Consider the following 20,861-nt stretch of genomic DNA (forward strand, 5'->3'; position numbering starts at 1 on the left):
CCTGTCCGTTTCATAGGAGCGAGATTTATTTCGCTCCTATTTTTTCGTGATGAGAAATAGAGGATTTAAAAGATATTTGTATAATATTGGTATATGACAAAAAAGGAGGGAACCTAATGGAAAGAAGACACGAGGTTTTATTTGAGCAATTGAATACATATCGGACAGAATTACTGGAGCTAGTGAAGGATATTTCAGAAGAAGAAGCAGAGATCGTACCCCAGGGCTTCAATAACAATATCAGATGGAATCTGGGGCATGTCATTATTGATCAGTACTTATGGTTAAGAGTGCTCACCAAAGAAGATCCGCCTGTATCCATGGCATTTAATGAATGGTTCGGTTATGGAACCAGCCCGTCTCAGTTCACAGATGACACTCCATCCTTGTCAGAACTGGTCACTTTGCTGAACGAACAGCCAAGGTTCATTCAGGAAACGTACAAGGATCGGATGGAAGAAGAGTTTGCCCCTACCGAGATGGGGATGCACACTATCGAGCAAGTGCTTATCAGAACTATATTTCATGAAGGGCTCCATGTCGGTGCGGTTACAGCAATAAAGAGACAAATCAAAGATAGATAGTTCGGGAGACGCTGCTTTCTAATGAAAGCAGCGTCTTTTTTTATTGCATTTTTACAGATCGTCAATTAAAGCCGAAAGAGCATTCAAATCAACAGAGTATTGAATCTACGTTCTCCTATACCATGATTATAGGCTGTATATAGTAAGCTATCACATGCATGGAGGTGAACTTATCATCTTTACTTCAACAGGAGTCCCTCATTATATTAACTTCATTCATACGGAGGGATAAACTATGGAACGATTAATCGTACTTCACGAATATTCAGAGTTCGAATGCTTAGCTTTCAAAGAAAAGATGGATTCCTACTGCGATGTAATCCTGTCCTCATTGCCGGAATTCAGTATCACTCCTTCAGCACTAAATGATTATCAAATGGTGTTTATCATTTCCAAAGCACGTGAATTGCCGGCCCATTGGGACCTCGAAGAAGTCATGAAACAAATCCCTGTAGTTCTTATCTTAAGCAGCGAATTACCGGATTTGATTATGTTTGTCGGCATGTTTGAAGTCATGGAGAGAGTGGATGCTGCTGTTCATTCGTCAGATGATTCGCAGCAGGCAAGGCTTTTTAGAAAAGCACTGATGTATATTGAAGAGAATCTGGGCAGCAATGAATTGGCGCTAGATGTGCTCTCGTCTTATTTATGCATTAGCCCTTCCTACTGCTCCCGGATCTTTCAGAAATACGCAGGAAAAGGGTTTAAAGAGTACACTATGGAGCGCCGAATACAACTCGCAAAATCCTTGCTTGAAGGCGGTTCTCTCGTCACTGACGTGTGCTTGTCAGTGGGATACGGGGATTTGACACATTTCACGCGTACCTTTCGGCGACTCATTGGAATGAACCCTTCGGAATATCGGGTTGCACACCTGCGCAAGACAGTTTAGAAACTGATATGAAAATATACATTACGAAAGGAGAGACGGCACGAATGATGGATCGTCTCGAGGATTTCTTCAAAGAAGATTATTTGCTGCTGTCACAAGCCATTATGACACCGGAACGAACAAAAGCAGAAGTGAAATGGATTCTTGACTTGCTTGTTCTCGACAAGGGCTCTTCCATCCTCGATCTCGGCTGCGGTCAAGGACGACTTAGCATACCGCTGGCACAGCAAGGATACCAAGTAACAGCCTTCGATTACTCTACTGTATCCCTGAAGCGGGCAAAAGAAGAGTCCGTGAAGTCAGGCGTTGAGGAGAACATTGAGTTCATTCAAGGATTAATGAGCAATCTGGAGGGAAGTGACGAATATGATGCGGTTCTCAATATAGGAACTGCTATCGGTTATCTCGATGAAGAGGATGATCATGCCGCTATTCAGCGGGTATTCCAAGCCCTCAAGCCAGGTGGAACCTTTCTCATTGAAACAGAGAATCGAGATTATAAAGTATCGCAATATCAGCCGCGGCGATGGGATGATATGAACGGTGTGCCGGTATGGTCGGAGCGTTTTTTCTACCCGACGACAGGACGCTGGGTAGAAAAGATTCAGTGGTTCAGGGAACGGAGTATGCGCTCAACGACACTTGATGTCCGCCTTTACTCCGCACCAGAGTTGACAACAATGCTGAAGAAAGCAGGATTTACAGATGTCTGTGTATATGGCAGCTTGCAACGGGATCCCTTGAACATATCCAGTCCACGAATGGTGCTGTCCGCTGTAAAGCCACATCGTGAACAATAAATCAAGGAGGGGAAGAAAATGAATCGAGAACATTTCATATCAAAAATCAGTGAGCGTGAGTGGAAAAAGGGAGTCTTTCACAATTCAGAATATCAGCCGCTATGGAAAGAGCAGACGGCAAAGAGCAGAACGGAAGCATTCATCGTCAAGCTGCACCCGGGCGGCTTCATTCCTGTTCACAACCATCCGGGCCGAGAATATGCTTACGTGCTTGAAGGCAGTATGCTGGCAGGCGGAGAAACGATGGTACAAGGGGATTTCCTTACTGCGGGTCCTGGTGAGCTTCACGACATCCAGACCGATACAGGAGTTATCTTTTTTATTGTCATTGAAGAACCCATCGAAATTATAGACTAGCGCCATGAACCATGTCGATTATGCAAGTTTGATTACTCAATTGCCCCAACAGCCTCCTTTTCGCTTCGTAGAGCAAATTATTCATTATGAGCCTGGCAAGAAACTAGAAGCATCGATTTGTCTGCAATCCGTTCATAAGCACATGTACGAGCTGCCCTTCTTTCCTGAAGTATGTGTATTGGAAGGACTAGCCCAATCTGCGGTGCTGCTCGTTCAGCTGGAGACGGGCCCTCTCTTAGAGGGAGAGATCCCCATTCTTGGTTCCTTGTTTATGCGTCAGTCGGAACCCGTTTCCTGGCAAGAAACACTTATATATGAAGTCAGCCCAATTCGCTTGTTTACTTCTCAAGCCAGAATTGAAGCCAGAGCATATGCAGCAGACCGATTAGTTGCTGAGGGTGAACTGAGTTTAGCCAAAATTCAATCGACTGTATAAGGGGGATAATCCATGCTGCACTCCTTGTCTCCTGAAGATCTGCTGCCCGGCTCCAAACCATGGATTCTTGTTGACAAAGTGCTGCAATCAGATGAAGCAGCCCGGATATCAACCATAAAGCTAATAAGTTTAAGCGATTATTTTTTGCAAGGACATTTTAAGAGCTACAGTATATATCCAGGTGTCTTGCTTATTGAGGGCATTCGACAAAGCCTGCATTTGCTTCTGAAGTCAGGCTGCTCTTCTAAAAATAATAATGTAGAGCTTACGAACATGCAGGTTCGATTTCTCATGCCTGTGCTTCCGGGGGATGTTATTAAATACGTGGTTCACATTCAAGAGCTTCAAGATGTAAAAAAGGACGATTTCTTTGACGTGTTCGCAGCCGGCACAGTTGAGAACAAGCCTATAATTACTTTCAAAGCAAAATGCAGGAATTGGAAATAAAAGCCGAACATTTGAGTGGATGAAGCAGAGCGCCATAGCACGATTTGGATGATAATAAAATTGTACTTCGGCCGAAGTAACAACCATTCCACGGAGGTAAGAAAAATGATTACAAAACTTCTTAAAAAAGCATCTATGACATTGCCTAACTCAAACAGTACCACGGTATTGGAGCTTGCTGACGGTCGTTCCGAAAAACTTTATTTCTCTCAAGTGAAGCCTACAGAATTTACGGTGTCTGACTCAGAATTCACAATGAAATCCGGCATCAGCGTTGAGCTTGACATCAAAAATGTTGATCTCGTAGCGACATCTGAAGTTTTGTGGCCAGGTGAAAAAGTCTATGTACGCGGAGGGAATGCATCAACTGGCAAAGCTTTGAAGGGCGAAGTGAGTATTCCACTGGGCATGAACATTAACAGCAATGTTCCGGGCGAAACTTGGCTTTACTGGGATATTGAAACACCGGAAGGTACATTCGTGAATCAAACTCCCATTCACATGACTGGAATGGTGAAAGGACTTCCACCGCAAGCTACTGAGTTTTCATCCCAGGATGTAATCTCGCTCTATGATCAGCTTGATGGCAAGTTCGCTGGCACAATCTATGCCTGCACGCAAGTTACCTAATCATTGATCTAAAGGCACATTGCAGCACAGAAGTTACAGCTCGACAAATCAGTCTTCGGACTGATTTGTCGAGATTTTCTTGAAGGGAGACGAATGAATGTATGATGCCGTTATCGTTGGGGCCAGGTGTGCCGGAGCAGCACTTGCCATTTTTCTGGCTCAAAAGGGTTACAAAGTCGCTATGGTAGATCGCGATACGTTCCCTAGTCATACGACTTCTACGCATGTGACGGGTGAGATTGATATCTATCAAAGGCTGGGTGTGCTGGAACAGCTTGAAGCCGCTGGAGCTCCTTCGCTCCGACGAATGCATGTTCATCTGGGTACCAGCAGCTTTGAATCAGATATGCTGGTGACACCAAGAGCTATTGGGCTTCGCCGTTACCATTTTGACCAAATTCTCATTCAAAAAGCGATGTCATACCCTACGGTAAGCTTTGAACAAGGGAGCTTGGTTACCGGGCTGATCCAGGATCGGGGAAAGGTTCAGGGAATAAGCATCAGAAAAGGAGCCGTTCAAAAAGAATTAATGGCAAACGTCATTGTTGGAGCAGACGGATATTTTTCCTTTGTCGCAAGCAGGGTGAATGCCGCATCGTATGAGACCTCTCCGTTAATGAGGCCAGCTTATTACGGTTATTTCAGGAATGTTAAACCGTTGCCTATACCGGCAGTTGAGTGGTTCTGGAACGAGGAGGATATCATTTTCTGCAACCCGACTGATGACGACCTTCATACCGTATTGGTAATGCCGCCTATGTCGGAGATGAAACGCTGGATGAGAAGTCCAAAGGATATGCTGCTAGAACGAATAACAAAAATACCCGGACTGCATGAACGGATGCAAGCAGCACAGCTGTCTGATCGAGTTCGAGGCATTGGAGCGAGACCCATGTATTTAAAGCAAGCATATGGACAAGGCTGGGCTCTTGTAGGAGACGCAGGAGCGTATGTACATCCGGTTACCGGTTCAGGAATGGATAATGCCGTAGGAAGCGCGGAGCTATTGAGCAAGGCACTCCATGAAGTGTTCACTGGACAGGCTTCTTGGGAAAACGCTTTGAAGACCTATCAGACCAAGCGTGATGAGCTAATCAAGCCGCAGATGCATGGGGCCCATGTATCCATGAACAGGGCTGATCAAGCCATTAACTACGAGAAGCTTCAATGGCTGCAAGCCTTATGCACTTTTCCTGGCTTGACTCATGACTTAGCAGCAAACGTGAAAGAGGTTGCCAGAATACTCGGCAATGAACGGTATGAACAGCTCGAAAAAATGATGATGCCAAATTAACGGAGGGGGAAGCGAACATGCTTAGCGAAGACAGAAGACATACGGTCAATGTGATTCATCTGGAGTCTACACCTGAAACGGTATGGAGGATGATTGCCACTGTTTCCGGCTCAAATGCCTATTTGAGCGATTTCGGAAGCAGCACCGGGGATCCAGACCATCCGCAGGCGGGTGACAAATTCCGTTTTACTTATGGGGATATCGAAAATGAAACGGAATGTATAGCTTCTCAATTTCCACACATGTACAAGCTATCGGATTGTTATGTCTCTATTCTGTCTAACGGCGATACAGTCGAGTATAATTTGCAAACTACTTTTTTGATAGAACAGCAAGGCCCTTTTGTGATACTTACCGTAGAAGTTGAAGGATATGGGAACGAAGGACATGGTTTATGGCTCAGGGAGTGTATGGAGACCGGGTGGAGAAGATCACTCACGAATTTGAAATGTGTGCTTGAACTTGGGCTGGATTTAAGGCTGAATTTGTTCGGCTACCCAAGACTCGGAGTCACCAATACAGGACACTCGGAAATTTATGAGAAAGAAACCGGATTACGTGCGGGTAAAGGTAATTACATCATGCAAGCTTTTTCTCAAGGTCCGGCTTACAAGGCAGGAATTAGAAGTGGTGATGTCATTCTTACTGTGAATGGAGCTGAAGTCAACACCCATAAAGCACTGGTTGTTGCTTTGTCCAAGCAATATAACAATCCGGCACCAATCAAGGTGCTGTACGCAAGAGATCGGCAGCTTTATGAAACGGAAGTTCATCTGTCCTACGACGAGAAATTCACAGGCTTTGTCGATGCGAAGACGAAGGAAGAGCTGCAAAGACTGAAGAGAGAACGAAGTATGGCTGCGGATAAGGAGGGAATATGATTGAACACGTCAACCCGCTTCCGAAATGAGATTCATATAATGGGAGATCAAGAGGAAATCTGGGGCTACTTGTCCACTTTAGAAGGGTACCTATCCTTCTTTGCAGACAGCGGTGTACAGCATGGAGATGAACTTGTTATGGAGTACGGAGGTATTACTAATCGGGTTGAAATCCATGTACTAACAACGAATCAATCACTCCAGTGGAGACATGCTTACGAGATTTCAGGGAAAGAGTATCCGCTCATCACCACCTTTTACCTTCAGAGCTCTAGCCCATATGTTATTGTCCGTGTCGAAGTCAGTGGATTCGGTCAAGAACCGGATGATTTGTTTGTTAAGGATCTGATGGATGAGACATGGACAAGAACGTTATTTAATTTAAAAAGTGTGGTGGAACTGGGAAGCGATATTCGCCAAGCCCTGTTCGGACATCGCCGTCTCGGTATTCTAAGCACAGGAATAAGTGATGGAAACCGGGTTTTATATTGCTTTGAAGGAAGCCCAGCGGCAGCAGCAGGTCTTAGAGCAGGAGATATCATTCGATCTATTGATGATCGTCCTGTCACGAATCACAAAGCCCTGGTCCGTGAATTGGCACGCAATACACTGCGGAAGTCAGAGATTGTCTTGAACTATGAGCGCGAAGGAATTCTTCATAATACCATGGTAAAATGGCTTGACGAATAATATAGAAATATTTCACAATTAAACTAAATATTATTGCTTCATCTCAAACTAATGAATGATAGAAGAGGGAGGTCGAAGTTTAATAATGGAATCTGCACGTGCTCCACTGCCAATCACGTTCCAGCTTGGAAGATTCTTTGCACATACCGTACTTGTTAATTTTTTGCTGTGGCTGCCCATGTGGATCATTTTTTTGCAGCAGGTCAGGGGAATGAGTCTAGGACTTATCGGGATCATGCAAGGAGTTGGTTTTGTCATAGCAGCCATTGCTGAAGTTCCTGCGGGAGCGGTTGCAGACAGATATGGACGCAAGGTGTCTTTGTTCATTGGATCAGTTGCCTTCGGTATCTTGACGATACTATATGGATTGGTTTCCTGGATTCCCCTGCTATTATTAATTCATATTTTGTGGAGTGTAGCACAGACCTTCTTCAGTGGGACGGATGTAGCAGTTCTGTATGACGGATTAAAGAGTGCCGGCCGTGAGGAGGAATACGCCAAAATTATGGGCCGCTATACGGCTGTTGTGCAAGGAACTCAGGCTGCAGCTGCACTAATTGGAAGCCTGCTGGCAGGCTATACGATGCTTCAGCCCTTCCTATGGAGTGGCCTGGCATGTATAGTGGGTGGATTTCTGTTATTTAAATTTCGTGAGCCTCCTGTAGGACAACCCTCCCAGGAAAATAAAGGAATTTCCGCTGATTTAAAGGAGGCATTCCATTTAAGTCTTCAATTTAAAACGCTGCGTAATTTCATCTTTTTTTCGACGGTTCTTTCCCTACCTACTTTTATGCTAATATTTTTCTTCATTCAGCCCTATGTTCTTACCAGTGATATTCCTATTGGCTGGGTCGGTGCAATTATCCTGCTCCTTCGTGTCGCCAGTATTACAGGGTCCGCCTTATCCCATCGATTGACAAAGAAACTCAAGGAATCTTTAATTTTGCTGCTGCTGCCCTTGATTATGACTTTGTGCTTGGCTGCCGCAGGATTGGCTCCTGTAGTATGGGGAATTGTTATTTTATTTGTGATGGGCTTCTGCTCTTCTGCATTGCGGCCAGCGCTCGCTGCCATGCTGAATCGGATGATCCCATCCAATCGGCGTGCTACGGTATTATCCATGCAATCTTTATTATTTACGTTAATGCTGGCCGGAACGCAGACCCTGCTTAGTACCGTTGTTGATTACTCAGGATTCCCTACATTCTTCCTCATTTTATCGGCTCTGGTCGGTATTACAGGAGCTGTGTTTCTTCTGTTTAATTTGCGGCAGGTGGATGAAGGCGCCAGTCAGTCCGCTACCACGATCTCATCGGACAATTGAGAGGAGAGAGTGTCAAGGAGACAAGCCAGCCTTGCTATTTGCACCAGTATAACTGAGCTCCTCTCCTCGGAGTTCAGTTTTTTTATGCCTTTCATTTCAAGGAGCTGAGATAAAATGTATAAATCAACCCAATTAACATATCCATTCCTGCATCCCTTTACCTATATGCCACCAGTGGATCAGCAGTCCCTTCCGCCATTTATGATGCTGGATAGAGGGGAGGGCTCGTGGGTATATGACGAAGCCGGGAACAAATTCATGTATCTAACAACCGCAGTTCCCTCAATCGGACTAGGAAATTCTCGGATCATTGATCGCATTTGCAAGCAATTTCAGCGTTTGAGCTATGCATCGACCTGCGAACAGAATCACGCTGCTGCTGCAACCCTTGCCGAACGGTTGATCTCGATTGCAGGCAAGCCGATGAGCATGGCATTCTTTACTATGGATGGATCTGGTGCAGTAGAGACAGCAATGAAGCTGGCCCGCCAATACTTCATCACTCAGCAGCAGCCTCAGCGCACGAAATTTGTTAGTATCGAAGGGAATTACCATGGGACAACCTTTGGGTCGGGGTCGGTAACTCATATGGGCATTCAAGCCTCCTTCGGCCCTGGTCTAGAAGGATGCTATTCTATCCCGTCTCCCTATCATCATAATGAGCAAAAAGAAGCAGAACGATCAGCAACCAGTCTGCAGGAGCTTCGAAGTATTATACAGGAGCATGGTGGTGATTCCATCGCTGCATTCGTTGTAGAGCTGGTTCAAGGGGTTAATGGTGCAGTTCCTATGCCCAAGGCATTCATTCAAGAGCTGGCAGCATTGACATCAGACCATGGTATTTTGCTCATTGTGGATGAAGTCACGACTGGGCTAGGAAGGACAGGAAGCTGGCTTGCTTCTCATGATTACCTAATCAATCCTGACATCATTCTCTTATCCAAAGGTTTGACTGGAGGCTACTTTCCCATGGGCGCAGCACTCTTCTCCGAACAGTTGAGAGACTCCATGTTTGGCAGAGGAGGAGTATTTCTCCATGGATCAACGCAAAACGGTCACCCGGTCGGCTGTGAGGCCGCATTAGCAGTGCTTGATATGATAGAAGAGGGACAGCTCGTGAGAAACGCTCAATTGCAAGGTATGCAGATTTTGACCCGGCTGCGTTCCGAGCTCGAAGGATACCCCTATATTTTAGACATTAGAGGGAAAGGCCTGATGATTGGCATTGAGTTTGTAGATCCACATAGCAAAAGTGGAATTACAATGGAGTGGGGAGGAAGACTCAGCGCAAATTTGAGACGCGAAGGAATATTAGGAAACTTTTTTAATGGGGCGTTAATTATTTACCCACCTTTGAATATCACCAGTACTGAAGCTGAATTCATTTGGAAAGGAATCGTCAATGCCATCCGTGCAATGTAACCCTTAATCGTTTGTAATTGACAAATGTTCTTGTCTAATGTATCAATAAATTGAATTAGCAATATTGAGATTTGAGCCAAAAGCAGGAGGATCTATGACGAAGCCAGTTGTAGCAGTAGACATGGACGATACGATATGTCATTTCATCAGAAGAGCAATATTTCATAACAACAACGATTTTCCGACACATCCACTACGTTATGAAGACATGATTGACTGGAATACGGATCACCTGCGCCATCCAGACAGTACCCATGATGTATTCTTTAACCGGCCGCGAATTTATGAAGAGCTGGAGTTATTTGATGATCATGTTGTCGCCGAAATGGAAAAGCTTGATGAAGCATACGATCTGATTATAGTGACAGCGGGGGACCCTTCATCGGCAGCTGAGAAGTGGAATTGGCTGCAGAAGCATATGCCCTTTATTTCATTGCAGCAGCTGTTTGTATGTAAAAGAAAGTCTTTGATTGAATATGATCTACTCATCGATGACGGTATGCATAATCTATTGCCCGCCATAGAGCGAGGGAAAAAGGTTCTATGTATCCCCCATCCATGGAATCTTAAGGCACTGGAGCAGTATAAAGTACCTGTTATGGAATCATGGGAAGGTGCTAAAGAAAGAATTGATGCTATCTTCAGTATGGATTGATCTTGAATGATTGAAAAAGCCTGACAAGTCAGGCTTTTTTCTATAGGTCTCGTCTTGATTCAGTCAGTCGCTAATCAAGAAGATCTTACGACAAAAACAGCGATGAAAAGATGTCGTTATTTATTGGTGCTGTGCTGCTTGGATGGGAGCTTATCGCCAGGAGTGCCTTTACCGTTGTTTTTGTTATGACGCTGTTTTTCGGCATTTTCGTTTAATTTCTTTACATAATCCTTCGTGCTGTCCATGAATTATTGCCTCCTTGTTAAGTTCCTCATCGATCATTTACCTAGCTTAATATAACCACGTTAGGCCCAATATATTTCGTGTTTCGACATAGTTATATCCATATTTTTGTCGTTACACTGCGCTTATTATTCGACAATTTCGATTAACATTACTTGACGAATAATGACTACTCTCTGCTGTTTGCTATAGCCGCAGGCTATAACCAGGTATAGTTTATTACAGTTACACTATAACCTCTTAACCGTGATATCTTTTGTTTAACAATTTGTCAGATAGGAGTGTTAAGAGATGGTTAAGAGCAGCATATTAGGATATCCACGAATTGGAGCTCAGAGAGAATGGAAAAAAGCACTGGAGGCTTACTGGGCGGGCAAGCTTGAAGAAGCAGCGTTTCATGAACAATTACGTGAGATTCGCTTGAGTCATTTGAGAAAACAAAAAGAACAAGGGATTGACCTAATTCCTGTCGGTGACTTCAGCTATTACGATCAAGTGCTGGATACGGCAACGATGTTTGGTATCGTGCCTCAGCGCTTTACATACGATGGCGGCACCGTGCCACTATCCGTTTATTATGGAATCGCTCGTGGAACGAAAGAAGCGACAGCGAGTGAAATGACAAAATGGTTCAATACCAATTATCACTATATTGTTCCTGAATTGGACGGAGCCGCTCCAACACTTACAGAAAATAAACCTCTCATCGCATACAAAGAAGCGAAGGAAGCTCTCGGAATTGAAGGGAAGCCGGTAATTATTGGACCCCTTACCTTGCTGAAGCTGTCCAAAGGCTATAAGGAAGAAGAGCTGGATCACTATCTCGATCAGCTGCTCCCCTTGTATAATCAAATTCTCCAGGAGTTGTCAGATGAAGGCGTGGAATGGGTACAGTTGGATGAACCGATTCTTGTGACCAAGCTGTCCTCACTAGATATCCAGCGACTACAGAAGATCTATAGTACATTTGCAGCTGCAGCGCCTAAGCTCCAAATCATGCTGCAAACCTATTTCGAATCCGTTGAGAACTACGAAGATATCATTCAGCTGCCGGTTCACGGTATTGGACTTGATCTGGTGCATGGATATTCAGGTAATGTGAAGTCGCTTGAAAAACATGGATTCCCTCAAGACAAAGTGCTTGGAGCTGGCATTATTGATGGGCGCGGAATTTGGAAAGCCTCTTTGCGTGACAAGCTTGAACAGCTCAAAGTAATCAACAAATGGGTATCTGAGGATCGTCTCATACTCCAATCTTCTTGCAGCTTGCTTCATGTGCCAGTATCGCTCGCAAGCGAGACAGCGCTTGCGAGCGAATTAAAAGGCGCTTTGGCCTTTGCCGACGAGAAACTGAATGAGCTGGTCCTTCTGACCAAGGGGATCAATCAAGGAAGCGAGGCCATCCAAGCAGAGCTTACCGATTGTGATCTGGCTCTAAATGCGCTGGAACAGTCACCAGATCGCAATCGTAACGATATTCGTCAGCAGGTCGCAGCCATTAGTTCCGTCAACCCAGAGAGAAGTCAGCCATTCTCGAAGCGTCACTTGCTTCAGCAGGATAAATGGAATTTGCCATTACTTCCGACAACTACGATTGGCAGCTTCCCGCAATCGGCTGAAGTACGGAAAGCTCGCAGACTCTGGCGTAAGGGCGAGTGGAGCGATAGCAAGTATGAAGGCTTCATTGAGGAGCAGATCGATACTTGGATCCATCTGCAAGAAGAGATTGGACTGGATGTGCTTGTACACGGAGAATTCGAACGGACAGACATGGTTGAATTTTTCGGTGAGAAGCTTGGCGGATTTGCCTTCACTCAGAACGGCTGGGTACAATCCTATGGCTCCCGCTGCGTGAAGCCGCCCGTCATCTTTGGGGACATCCGATTTGAAGAACCGATGACGGTAAAAGAAACCAAGTATGCCCAATCCAAAACATCGCGCCCTGTTAAGGGGATGCTGACGGGTCCGATTACCATTATGAACTGGTCATTTGTGAGAGATGACATTTCAAGAGAGCAGATTGCTTATCAGCTCGCTTACGCACTAAGACAAGAGGTTGAAGCACTGGAACTGGCTGGCATTGGGATGATTCAAGTGGATGAGCCTGCAGTTCGTGAAGGTCTCCCATTAAAGGAAGAAGAGCAAGCAGAATACTTGGCATGGTCAGTTAAGGCTTTCCGATTGACCACAAGTACGGTGAAGGACTCAACCCAGATTCATACTCATATGTGCTACTGTGAGTTCCGTGATATGATTGATTCAATTGAAGACATGGACGCAGATGTGATCTCGATCGAAACATCACGTAGTCACGGTGAGCTTATTCATAGCTTTGAGGATAATACTTACAAGCTGGGAATTGGACTTGGGGTCTACGATATCCACAGCCCGCGTGTTCCAAAAGTCGAAGAAATGACCTCCATGATTGATCGAGCTTTGCGAGTGCTGGATCCTAAATTATTCTGGATCAATCCCGACTGCGGTTTAAAAACAAGAGGAACTGAAGAAACGGTTCAATCACTTAAGCATATGGTTGAAGCGACCAAAGCGGCTCGCGATAAATATGCGGTTTCCATTAAATAATGACTTATACTTCATAAATGTTACGCAAGCATGCGAACCTGGCAGACAGCCAGGTTCTTTTTTGTATTTTCACGAAAAGGATGTTAATTTACAGTAAGTATTATTCCTCAAGTTGCTTACTTCATGAGAATAAATAAAGACATTTGTAACCCATCAGTCCGTAATACGTATAGGAACAAAGAGAAATGATGATATCCAGAGTTATTTTTATCTAAAAACAGAAACTGAGGTCATACAACAAATGATTAAGCAACATACAAGTCAAGCTGAAGCATGGTACCTGCAATCCGAACAGAAGGCGGCCGAGTACTTTAAACTGTTAGCACAGCAGGTATCGGATAAGAGTTATGTAACTGCGCTGACGGATGATTTCAAAGTATGGAAGAATAAACATATCCATCGACGTTCAATTTGGTCTTTTTTTGCAAATGACAAACAGAAGATGGACGCGAGCAATTATCATAAATACCTTGCTTATTTGAACATAACCGGTAAACTAGATGATTACTTAGATCGTAGTGTGTCGTATTTTTACTTAAGAGATATGGGTAAGTACCTTAATTCACCTCATACCGAGCGCAAGGTGCAGCAGATGGTCACCATGATTAAACGTCATTTGATAGAGCCTAAGCGCAGTAATGAGAAGGCGAAGACACAGCCTGAATTTGTGAGCCTGGCTTCTTTTTATCGTTGGGCTCAGAAGGAAGGGGTAGAACCGGCAGCCATCTGGGTAATGAACAAGCTGGGGAGCGTTTCCTCCCACATCCCTGAGCAGATGAATGCCGAGCAGGCTCAGCGCAAGCTGATTAAGATTATATTTGGCGTTGTTATGCATGTTCTGGATGATATAGGCGATGATACGCAGGCTGCAGAACGTGCACGGAGAATTGATGAGGCGATAAGACTTGGGTATTCCTATGGTCTGACTTATCCATATATTGACGATCTGCTGGATTCCGAGACGTTAAGCGCACAGGAGAAGGAAAGGTACTCTCAATTCATTCGAACGGCCCTGCTTACTGGAAAAGTCCCTGAACTCTCTATTCAAGAATGGTCCGGTGCGAATGCAGCACTGATGGAATTTATTCATTCTGAGCTTAAGGACGCATTTGAGTATATTAAGAATTATCAAAGCCCTGAGAAGATAAACACTTTTTTTGAACAATCCTATGTGTTCTTTGAAGCTCAGGACATTGACCGTATAAAAAGCCTTGAGCACACAAGCTACACCAATGAAGAGCTGTACCTTCCGGTTATTCTCAAATCTGCCTCCTCCCGGCTCATTGTACGTTCAGTCATAAGTGCACCTGAGGATGAAGGCTTTGATTATCGAACCTTCTACTATGGAATTTATAATCAGCTTGCGGATGATTTCGCGGATATGTTCGAAGACTTGGAGGATGGAGCAGTTACGCCCTACACGTACTATTTAACCCACCGGGATAAAAGACCGGATTTAGTTAATCCCTTTGAATTATACTGGGCCGTGATCTCGAACCTGATTCATAATGTATACGATTCTGATCCGAAGACTAGAGAAGTGATATTGGATCGTGCCATCAATGGTCTCAAACGCTGCAAGAAACGTGTCGGTCAACTTAAATACAACGAAATCATGCAGATTTTTTCATCCGGACATCCTGAGTTTAACAAGCTCATTCAGTATATGGTGGATAAAGCAGAGGACGTCGACTTCTTCGATAAATTGCTGCGAGATGAGATGCTGAACGTCATGAAGCATGATCAATCCGAGAAAGAAAAGTTTCTAGAGACACTGAAATCAGCTCAGAACGAGATCAACCGTGTGCTTGAAATTACGAAGCCTGAAGGAATCTCTTCGATGAAGGAGCCGCTTATCGATGCTGCCAACTATAGTCTTGAAGGAGGAGGCAAACGTCTGCGCCCGCTACTAGCCTGGGTTATGGGTGTAAATGAATATGGTCTAGAGTATCCATCCATTATCCCGCTCCTTCGATCACTGGAGTATATGCATACCGCTTCCTTGATCTTCGATGATCTTCCATCACAGGATAATGCACCAACCCGCAGAGGCCGGGCTACACTGCATGAGGTGCATAGCAGCGCTACAGCTGAGTTAACCGGTTTGTTCTTGATTCAAAAAGCCACCGAGGAGCAAGCCTCCCTGCATCAATTTGATCCAGCTTCGGTGCTCTCGCTGATACAGTATTCATCCCAAAAAGCAGGAGAGATTTGTATGGGGCAAGCGATGGACCTGAATTCCAAGGGGAAGCCGCTGACCCTTGCTGAGCTCGATATGATTTGTTTCTACAAAACAGGAATTGGATTTGAAGCCTCCCTGGTGATGCCGGCTATACTTGCTAAGGCGGATGAAGCCGAAATGAATCTGCTTAAAAAATATGCATACCATGCGGGTATTGCCTTCCAGATCAAGGATGATCTGCTTGATGCAGAAGGTGATGTGGAGGCTCTAGGAAAGCCGGTCCAACAGGATGTCGAGAACAATAACTCCACCTTTGTCACTGTCCTCGGCAAGGAGGGTGCCAGTAAAATGATGTGGGACCACTATTGTAACGCTATAGAAGCTCTAAATGAAATGCCGCGAAAGACCGATTTTCTGAAGCATTTATTGGACTACATCATTAATCGAAACAATTAATCTGATACGTGCTGCGGATAAGTTTTTTCTTGCGGCAAACAATACAGGAATATGAAATAACTTTCTTTTAAAATACATTAAGAATATAGGAGATATGATGACAAATATTAAATCAGGCAAGGACGAAGGCTGGAATTTCGATCATAGCTACTCTAGATTGCCGAATCTGCTATTTCGACCTACAGAACCTACTAAAGTTAAAGCTCCAAGCATGGTCATATTGAACAAGCCGCTTGCGCAATCACTGGGATTGAATACAGATTTGTTAAACAGTGAAGAAGGAGCAGCTCTACTGGCAGGAAATATCATTCCTGAAGGAGCTTTCCCCATAGCCCAGGCATATGCAGGTCATCAATTTGGACATTTCAATATGCTTGGGGACGGCCGTGCTATTCTGTTGGGTGAACAAATAACGCCTGAAGGGGATCGTGTAGATATTCAACTGAAAGGTGCGGGCCGGACTCCTTACTCCAGAGGTGGCGATGGTCGAGCGGCGCTCGGACCGATGCTTCGTGAATACATTATTAGTGAGGCCATGCATGGGCTTGGCATAGCTACAACCCGCAGTCTGGGAGTCGTCGCCACAGGAGAACCTGTATATCGCGAGGTTGTGCTGCCTGGTGCAATTCTCACCCGTATAGCAGATAGTCATCTGCGTGTGGGCACGTTTCAGTACGTAAGGAACTGGGGCAGTATTGAGGATCTGCGGACGCTGGCTGATTACACTTTACTTAGGCATTATGCTGATATTGAGCAGGATGAGGGGCGATATTTGCAGCTCCTAAAAAAAGTGGTGGAACGACAAGCTGAGCTCATCGCAAAATGGCAGCTGGTTGGCTTTATTCATGGGGTTATGAATACGGACAATATGGCAGTGAGCGGAATTACGATTGATTATGGTCCGTGTGCTTTTATGGATACATATGACCCCGCAACCGTATTCAGCTCCATCGATCGAGAGGGCCGCTATGCATATGGGAATCAGCCGCAGATCGGAGCATGGAATTTGGCGCGTTTTGCAGAAACGCTGCTGCCCCTGCTAGATGAGGATGAATCGACAGCCGTGAAGATGGCCGAAGAGACGTTATCAGCGTACTTCAGCTTATTTCATCAGACGTGGCTGTCGGGACTTCGATTCAAGCTGGGAATGTATAATGAAGAACAGGAAGATGAAACATTAATTGCCGAGCTGTTAGAGATGATGCAGCAGCATAAGGCGGATTATACGAATACCTTCCGTTCATTAACTTTGGATCAACAGGTCGGTCAAATGATGTTTGAGACGACAGAATATAAGGAATGGCATTCCAAATGGCAGAAGCGTCTTGAGCGACAAGATCAGATCCGCGAAGAATCTCTTGCTTTAATGAAGAGGAGTAATCCTGCTGTCATTCCTCGGAACCATAGAGTAGAAGAAGCGCTGGAGGCAGCCGTGGAGGATGAGGATCTGTCGGTGATGGAGCAATTGCTGGAGGTTCTATCTGACCCTTACGCCTATACCAAGGAACAAGAAGAGTATGCTGTGTTGCCTCCGAAAGATTGTTCTTATCAGACCTTTTGTGGAACTTAGGGACGGAATTATTTCATGAATAGGTTCAAAATGCCGATATAAATAGAATCAATGAGGAGCACGCATTTCACCTAATTGGTAAATGTGTGCTTTTTTATGTCCTGATCGCGAGAGGAAGGGTTAACAATGTTAATAGACAAGATCAGTGAATTTGTTCTATTGGAGAGTATGGTGATGATTCGGGCTCAGGATCATACATTCGGAGGGCGTATTACGTATATTGATGGAGATGTGTTTGAAATTGCACTAAATGAGAACAAGAACATCTCTCTCGGGGAATCCGTGGGCATCACCATTTATGCAGAAGGATTGATTACCTTTGATACCTATCCCATCGGGTTCTATCGTAAACATGTATTATGTATTCTTCCTCCGCCGGTTCAAAGAAGATTCTTTCAGCGTCGTAAAGAAGTGCTGCTGCCGGTACAGCATCTAACATGCACGATTGAAAGAATAAATAAGACAGATGAGGCTGGATCCCTGAATGAAGAAACAGACTCCTTATGCGAGGTGAAAAATTTGAGCATGAGCGAGATCTTGTTTGCTGCCGGATCAGTTCTCGGACTACAAAGAAATGAAAGAATCTACCTTCATCTTGGGGAAGATCTACAGCTTGAAGCCGTAATCCAGCATATCAAGCATAGCGGAGAACAACCACTTTATTTAGCCGAGCTTCAAGAAGTGACGAAGTCTGCAAAACAGAATCTTAAGTCCTTAATGATTAGTCAATTAGCGATACATAGAAATGAACAGATCAGATCAGAGCAGGATACGATCGAGCAAGATATCAAATCGAATGAGATCAATTCCTACATATTTAATAATTTTAGACCAAATAAGAAATGATGCATGGAGATCCAATACAGCAGAGATTAGACCAACCCTACTCCATCACATTTGTGTTCAAACTTCAAGCCGCGTTCATCGCGGTTTATTTTTATCCGTAATTTTTCTACCTTCTTACCGAGGTTATTCTCCTTATCAGATGTAAGCGCTTCTATTAAAATGAGACTAACATATTTAAGGGGGTTAGCCATACATGAAGAAATGGAGTATTGTCCTAAGCTTGTGTTTGCTTATCTCGGTAGTTGTCGCAGGATGCGGTGGAGGAAGTGGAACGAGCGGAAATAACGAAGACTCAGAAAAGGTGTCCATTACAATATGGCACAACTGGACAGGTCAGGATGCCAAGGCAGTAGCGATGCGCGGTATTATTGATCAATTTCGAGCAGATCATCCCAGCATTGAAGTCATCGATGAGGGTCTTCCATCGGATGGACTTCGTACACGTCTGCGTACAGTAGCTGCCGCCGATGAAATGCCCGATCTATTTGTAATGTGGCCGGATGCCATGACCAAGGAATTTGTTAAGGGCAATCTGCTTCAGCCCATTAACGAAGAGCTAGACAATAATCCGGAGTGGAAGGATAAGTTCATTCCTAATGCTCTTGACGGCTATACCGTGGATGGAAATATTTACTCTGTACCGATGAACCTGGCACCAAGCTCTTTTATTTATTATAACGAGGCATTGTTCAATGAGCACGGGGTCAAGGTGCCAACAACTTGGGCGGAATTGGAGACTGCAATTCAGACATTTAATGAGAAGGATGTTATTCCAATTGCGCTGGGCAATAAGGCCAACTGGGTTGTCCAGTCTACGCTATTCAGCACACTTGCTGACCGAATTACAGGAACGGAGTGGTTCTTATCAGCCATCGAGCAGGACGGTGCTGAATTTACAGATCCAGAGTTTGTGGAAGCACTACGCGTGCTTAAGAATCTCGGAGACTCAGGTGCTTTTCAGGATGGCTTTAACAGCATAGATGAGACGCAAATGATGCAGCTCTATTTTCAAGGCAAAGCGGGGATGGTGATCAATGGCGGATGGGCACTGGCTAACCTGGTGAATAATGCCCCTGAAGAAGTGCTGAACAATACGCATATCACGATATTGCCTCCGATCGAAGGAGGAAAAGGCGAGGAGAATGTGACCGCTGGTGTCGTCGGCACAGGCCTTGGTGTAAGCAAAAAACTGACGGGCGAGCGAAAAGAAGCAGCCATGAAATTATTCTATGAGTTAGCCGGGCCAGAAGGTCAAAAAGCAACCCTTGAGAGCAGCACACTCGTCAGCTATGACGTTGAACTGGATCGAAGTAAAGCTCATCCGCTTTTTGTAGAGCTGTACGAGCTGATGCAGGATGTAAAAATTACGCCTGTATATGATTCCAAGTTTGGCTCAGCCGCAACCGAAGTGGTAAACAATAGTTTGCAGGAGCTGCTGATGAACGGAAATCCGGAAGAGGTTGCCCGTAAAATTCAGGAAGCGCAGGCTGCAGCCATCGGAAAATAGAATAATCCCCTTCCCGAAAGGGGAGGGGTATTCTCATTTAAAGGGAGTGTCAAAGCCATGAATGCATTGCGAAATCGCCGCTTTATTCTTATAGGACTCGCTCCAGCGGTTATTCTATATGCTCTATTTGTGTTCGTACCCGTGATATGGTCAGCGTACTACGGTTTTTTTGACTGGTCTGGGATAGGAGACGCGGTCTATATCGGGGTTCAGAATTACGCAGAAATTTTTAGAGACCCGATCTTTTGGCGGGCGCTAAAAAATAACATTATCTTTGTCCTTGCCTCTGTCTTTGGTCAAATTCCCCTTGCGCTGGTCTTGGCCGTCCTGCTGCATAAGAGCAGCCCTTTGCAAAAGTTTTTACGGTCATCCGTGTTCTTACCTATGGTCTTGTCGACGGTTGTTATTGGTATGATCTGGCAGTATATCTATCATCCCCAGATCGGTATCTTAAACTTTCTCCTGGATGCGTTAAATCTGGAGGATTGGAAGATGGAATGGCTGTCAGATCCGGCAATTGCGATATATTCGCTCGTTCCACCATTACTATGGAGCTTTGTCGGACTGTATTTAATCATCTTCGTCTCGGCACTTCAGAATATCCCGAGTGAAATTCATGATGCAGCCAAGATTGACGGAGTAACAGGGATTCGAAAAATATGGAGTATTACCCTGCCCATGATAAAAAACACGGTGCAGGTGGCTGTCATCTTGTGTATATCCGGAAGCTTGAAATCTTTTGATCTCGTCTACATCATGACAAAGGGCGGACCCGCACATACCACAGAATTGCTGGCAACCTACATGTATAACTCCACCTTTACGACCTATCGGTACGGTTTCGGGAGTGCTATTTCCACAACGATTGTACTGATCAGTCTCTTATTGATTGGAACAAGCCAGTGGCTCACTTCTAGAAAGAGAGAATCATCGGTGTAATCTACATTTTACAGATAAAGAGTATAGGCCAAAATACATTTGCAAATTTAATTCATGCCAATAGAATTGAAGGGAGGCATACAAATGCAGCCGAACATTGCTGGTTCAGGACCTGCCATTTCC

20 protein-coding genes are annotated in these 20,861 nt (G+C 44.7%); 19 read left to right on the top strand and 1 reads right to left on the bottom strand.

The window, feature by feature from the left end:
- Positions 1-116 precede the first annotated feature (116 nt).
- The 13 genes from BM415_RS07575 to BM415_RS07635 all read left to right on the top strand — a co-directional run bounded on the left by BM415_RS07575 (position 117) and on the right by BM415_RS07635 (position 10,412).
- Positions 117-584: a DinB family protein gene (locus BM415_RS07575; RefSeq protein ID WP_091156437.1), complete on the top strand. Its 468-nt coding sequence runs from the start codon at positions 117-119 to the stop codon at positions 582-584.
- A 235-nt stretch (positions 585-819) separates the two neighbouring features.
- Entirely contained in the window at positions 820-1,476 is a 657-nt protein-coding gene (locus BM415_RS07580; RefSeq protein ID WP_091156439.1) for a helix-turn-helix transcriptional regulator, read from the top strand.
- Positions 1,477-1,520: 44 nt separating this feature from the next.
- Complete coding sequence (locus tag BM415_RS07585; protein ID WP_170862396.1) at positions 1,521-2,276, top strand: class I SAM-dependent methyltransferase; 756 nt, start codon at positions 1,521-1,523, stop codon at positions 2,274-2,276.
- Between the two features lie 18 nt (positions 2,277-2,294).
- Complete coding sequence (locus tag BM415_RS07590; protein ID WP_091156444.1) at positions 2,295-2,633, top strand: cupin domain-containing protein; 339 nt, start codon at positions 2,295-2,297, stop codon at positions 2,631-2,633.
- 4 nt (positions 2,634-2,637) lie between these two features.
- A complete protein-coding gene (locus tag BM415_RS07595) occupies positions 2,638-3,069 on the top strand; it encodes a 3-hydroxyacyl-ACP dehydratase FabZ family protein (protein WP_091156446.1) in 432 nt (143 codons plus the stop codon).
- Positions 3,070-3,081: 12 nt separating this feature from the next.
- Entirely contained in the window at positions 3,082-3,516 is a 435-nt protein-coding gene (locus BM415_RS07600; protein WP_091156449.1) for a 3-hydroxyacyl-ACP dehydratase FabZ family protein, read from the top strand.
- Between the two features lie 105 nt (positions 3,517-3,621).
- A complete protein-coding gene (locus BM415_RS07605) occupies positions 3,622-4,146 on the top strand; it encodes a hypothetical protein (protein WP_091156450.1) in 525 nt (174 codons plus the stop codon).
- A 97-nt stretch (positions 4,147-4,243) separates the two neighbouring features.
- Positions 4,244-5,440: an NAD(P)/FAD-dependent oxidoreductase gene (locus BM415_RS07610; protein ID WP_091156453.1), complete on the top strand. Its 1,197-nt coding sequence runs from the start codon at positions 4,244-4,246 to the stop codon at positions 5,438-5,440.
- Between the two features lie 17 nt (positions 5,441-5,457).
- Positions 5,458-6,321 (top strand): PDZ domain-containing protein, encoded by an 864-nt coding sequence (locus BM415_RS07615; protein ID WP_091156454.1) that lies wholly within the window; start codon positions 5,458-5,460, stop codon positions 6,319-6,321.
- Positions 6,322-7,011, top strand: coding sequence for a PDZ domain-containing protein (locus BM415_RS07620; RefSeq protein WP_091156457.1), 690 nt, complete (start codon positions 6,322-6,324; stop codon positions 7,009-7,011).
- An 85-nt stretch (positions 7,012-7,096) separates the two neighbouring features.
- The gene (locus BM415_RS07625) at positions 7,097-8,335 is read left to right on the top strand and encodes an MFS transporter (protein WP_170862397.1); all 1,239 of its coding nucleotides are present in this window, start codon (positions 7,097-7,099) and stop codon (positions 8,333-8,335) included.
- A gap of 114 nt (positions 8,336-8,449) precedes the next feature.
- The gene (locus tag BM415_RS07630) at positions 8,450-9,757 is read left to right on the top strand and encodes an aminotransferase family protein (RefSeq protein WP_091156461.1); all 1,308 of its coding nucleotides are present in this window, start codon (positions 8,450-8,452) and stop codon (positions 9,755-9,757) included.
- A gap of 94 nt (positions 9,758-9,851) precedes the next feature.
- The gene (locus tag BM415_RS07635) at positions 9,852-10,412 is read left to right on the top strand and encodes a 5' nucleotidase, NT5C type (RefSeq protein WP_091156464.1); all 561 of its coding nucleotides are present in this window, start codon (positions 9,852-9,854) and stop codon (positions 10,410-10,412) included.
- Positions 10,413-10,528: 116 nt separating this feature from the next.
- On the opposite strand, the gene BM415_RS07640 is transcribed toward BM415_RS07635, so the two are convergent.
- Positions 10,529-10,657, bottom strand: coding sequence for a DUF4023 family protein (locus BM415_RS07640; RefSeq protein ID WP_091156467.1), 129 nt, complete (start codon positions 10,655-10,657; stop codon positions 10,529-10,531).
- 289 nt (positions 10,658-10,946) lie between these two features.
- Here BM415_RS07640 and metE point away from each other — a divergent pair, with 289 nt between their 5' ends.
- The 6 genes from metE (at position 10,947) to BM415_RS07670 (ending at position 20,738) form a co-directional block, all read left to right on the top strand.
- The gene (metE, locus tag BM415_RS07645) at positions 10,947-13,238 is read left to right on the top strand and encodes a 5-methyltetrahydropteroyltriglutamate--homocysteine S-methyltransferase (RefSeq protein ID WP_091156469.1); all 2,292 of its coding nucleotides are present in this window, start codon (positions 10,947-10,949) and stop codon (positions 13,236-13,238) included.
- Positions 13,239-13,479: 241 nt separating this feature from the next.
- Entirely contained in the window at positions 13,480-15,876 is a 2,397-nt protein-coding gene (locus BM415_RS07650) for a polyprenyl synthetase family protein (protein ID WP_091156471.1), read from the top strand.
- A 97-nt stretch (positions 15,877-15,973) separates the two neighbouring features.
- Positions 15,974-17,446, top strand: a complete 1,473-nt coding sequence (locus BM415_RS07655; RefSeq protein WP_091156473.1) for a protein adenylyltransferase SelO — start codon at positions 15,974-15,976, stop codon at positions 17,444-17,446.
- A 126-nt stretch (positions 17,447-17,572) separates the two neighbouring features.
- On the top strand, positions 17,573-18,292 hold the full coding sequence (locus tag BM415_RS07660) for a hypothetical protein (RefSeq protein ID WP_091156475.1): 720 nt from the start codon (positions 17,573-17,575) through the stop codon (positions 18,290-18,292).
- Positions 18,293-18,485: 193 nt separating this feature from the next.
- Positions 18,486-19,799, top strand: coding sequence for an extracellular solute-binding protein (locus tag BM415_RS07665; RefSeq protein ID WP_091156478.1), 1,314 nt, complete (start codon positions 18,486-18,488; stop codon positions 19,797-19,799).
- Between the two features lie 57 nt (positions 19,800-19,856).
- Complete coding sequence (locus BM415_RS07670; protein WP_091156479.1) at positions 19,857-20,738, top strand: carbohydrate ABC transporter permease; 882 nt, start codon at positions 19,857-19,859, stop codon at positions 20,736-20,738.
- The last annotated feature ends 123 nt before the right edge of the window (positions 20,739-20,861 follow it).

It is taken from the genome of Paenibacillus sp. 453mf (assembly GCF_900116105.1).
In the GTDB taxonomy this organism is placed as follows: Bacteria; Bacillota; Bacilli; order Paenibacillales; family Paenibacillaceae; genus Paenibacillus; species Paenibacillus provencensis.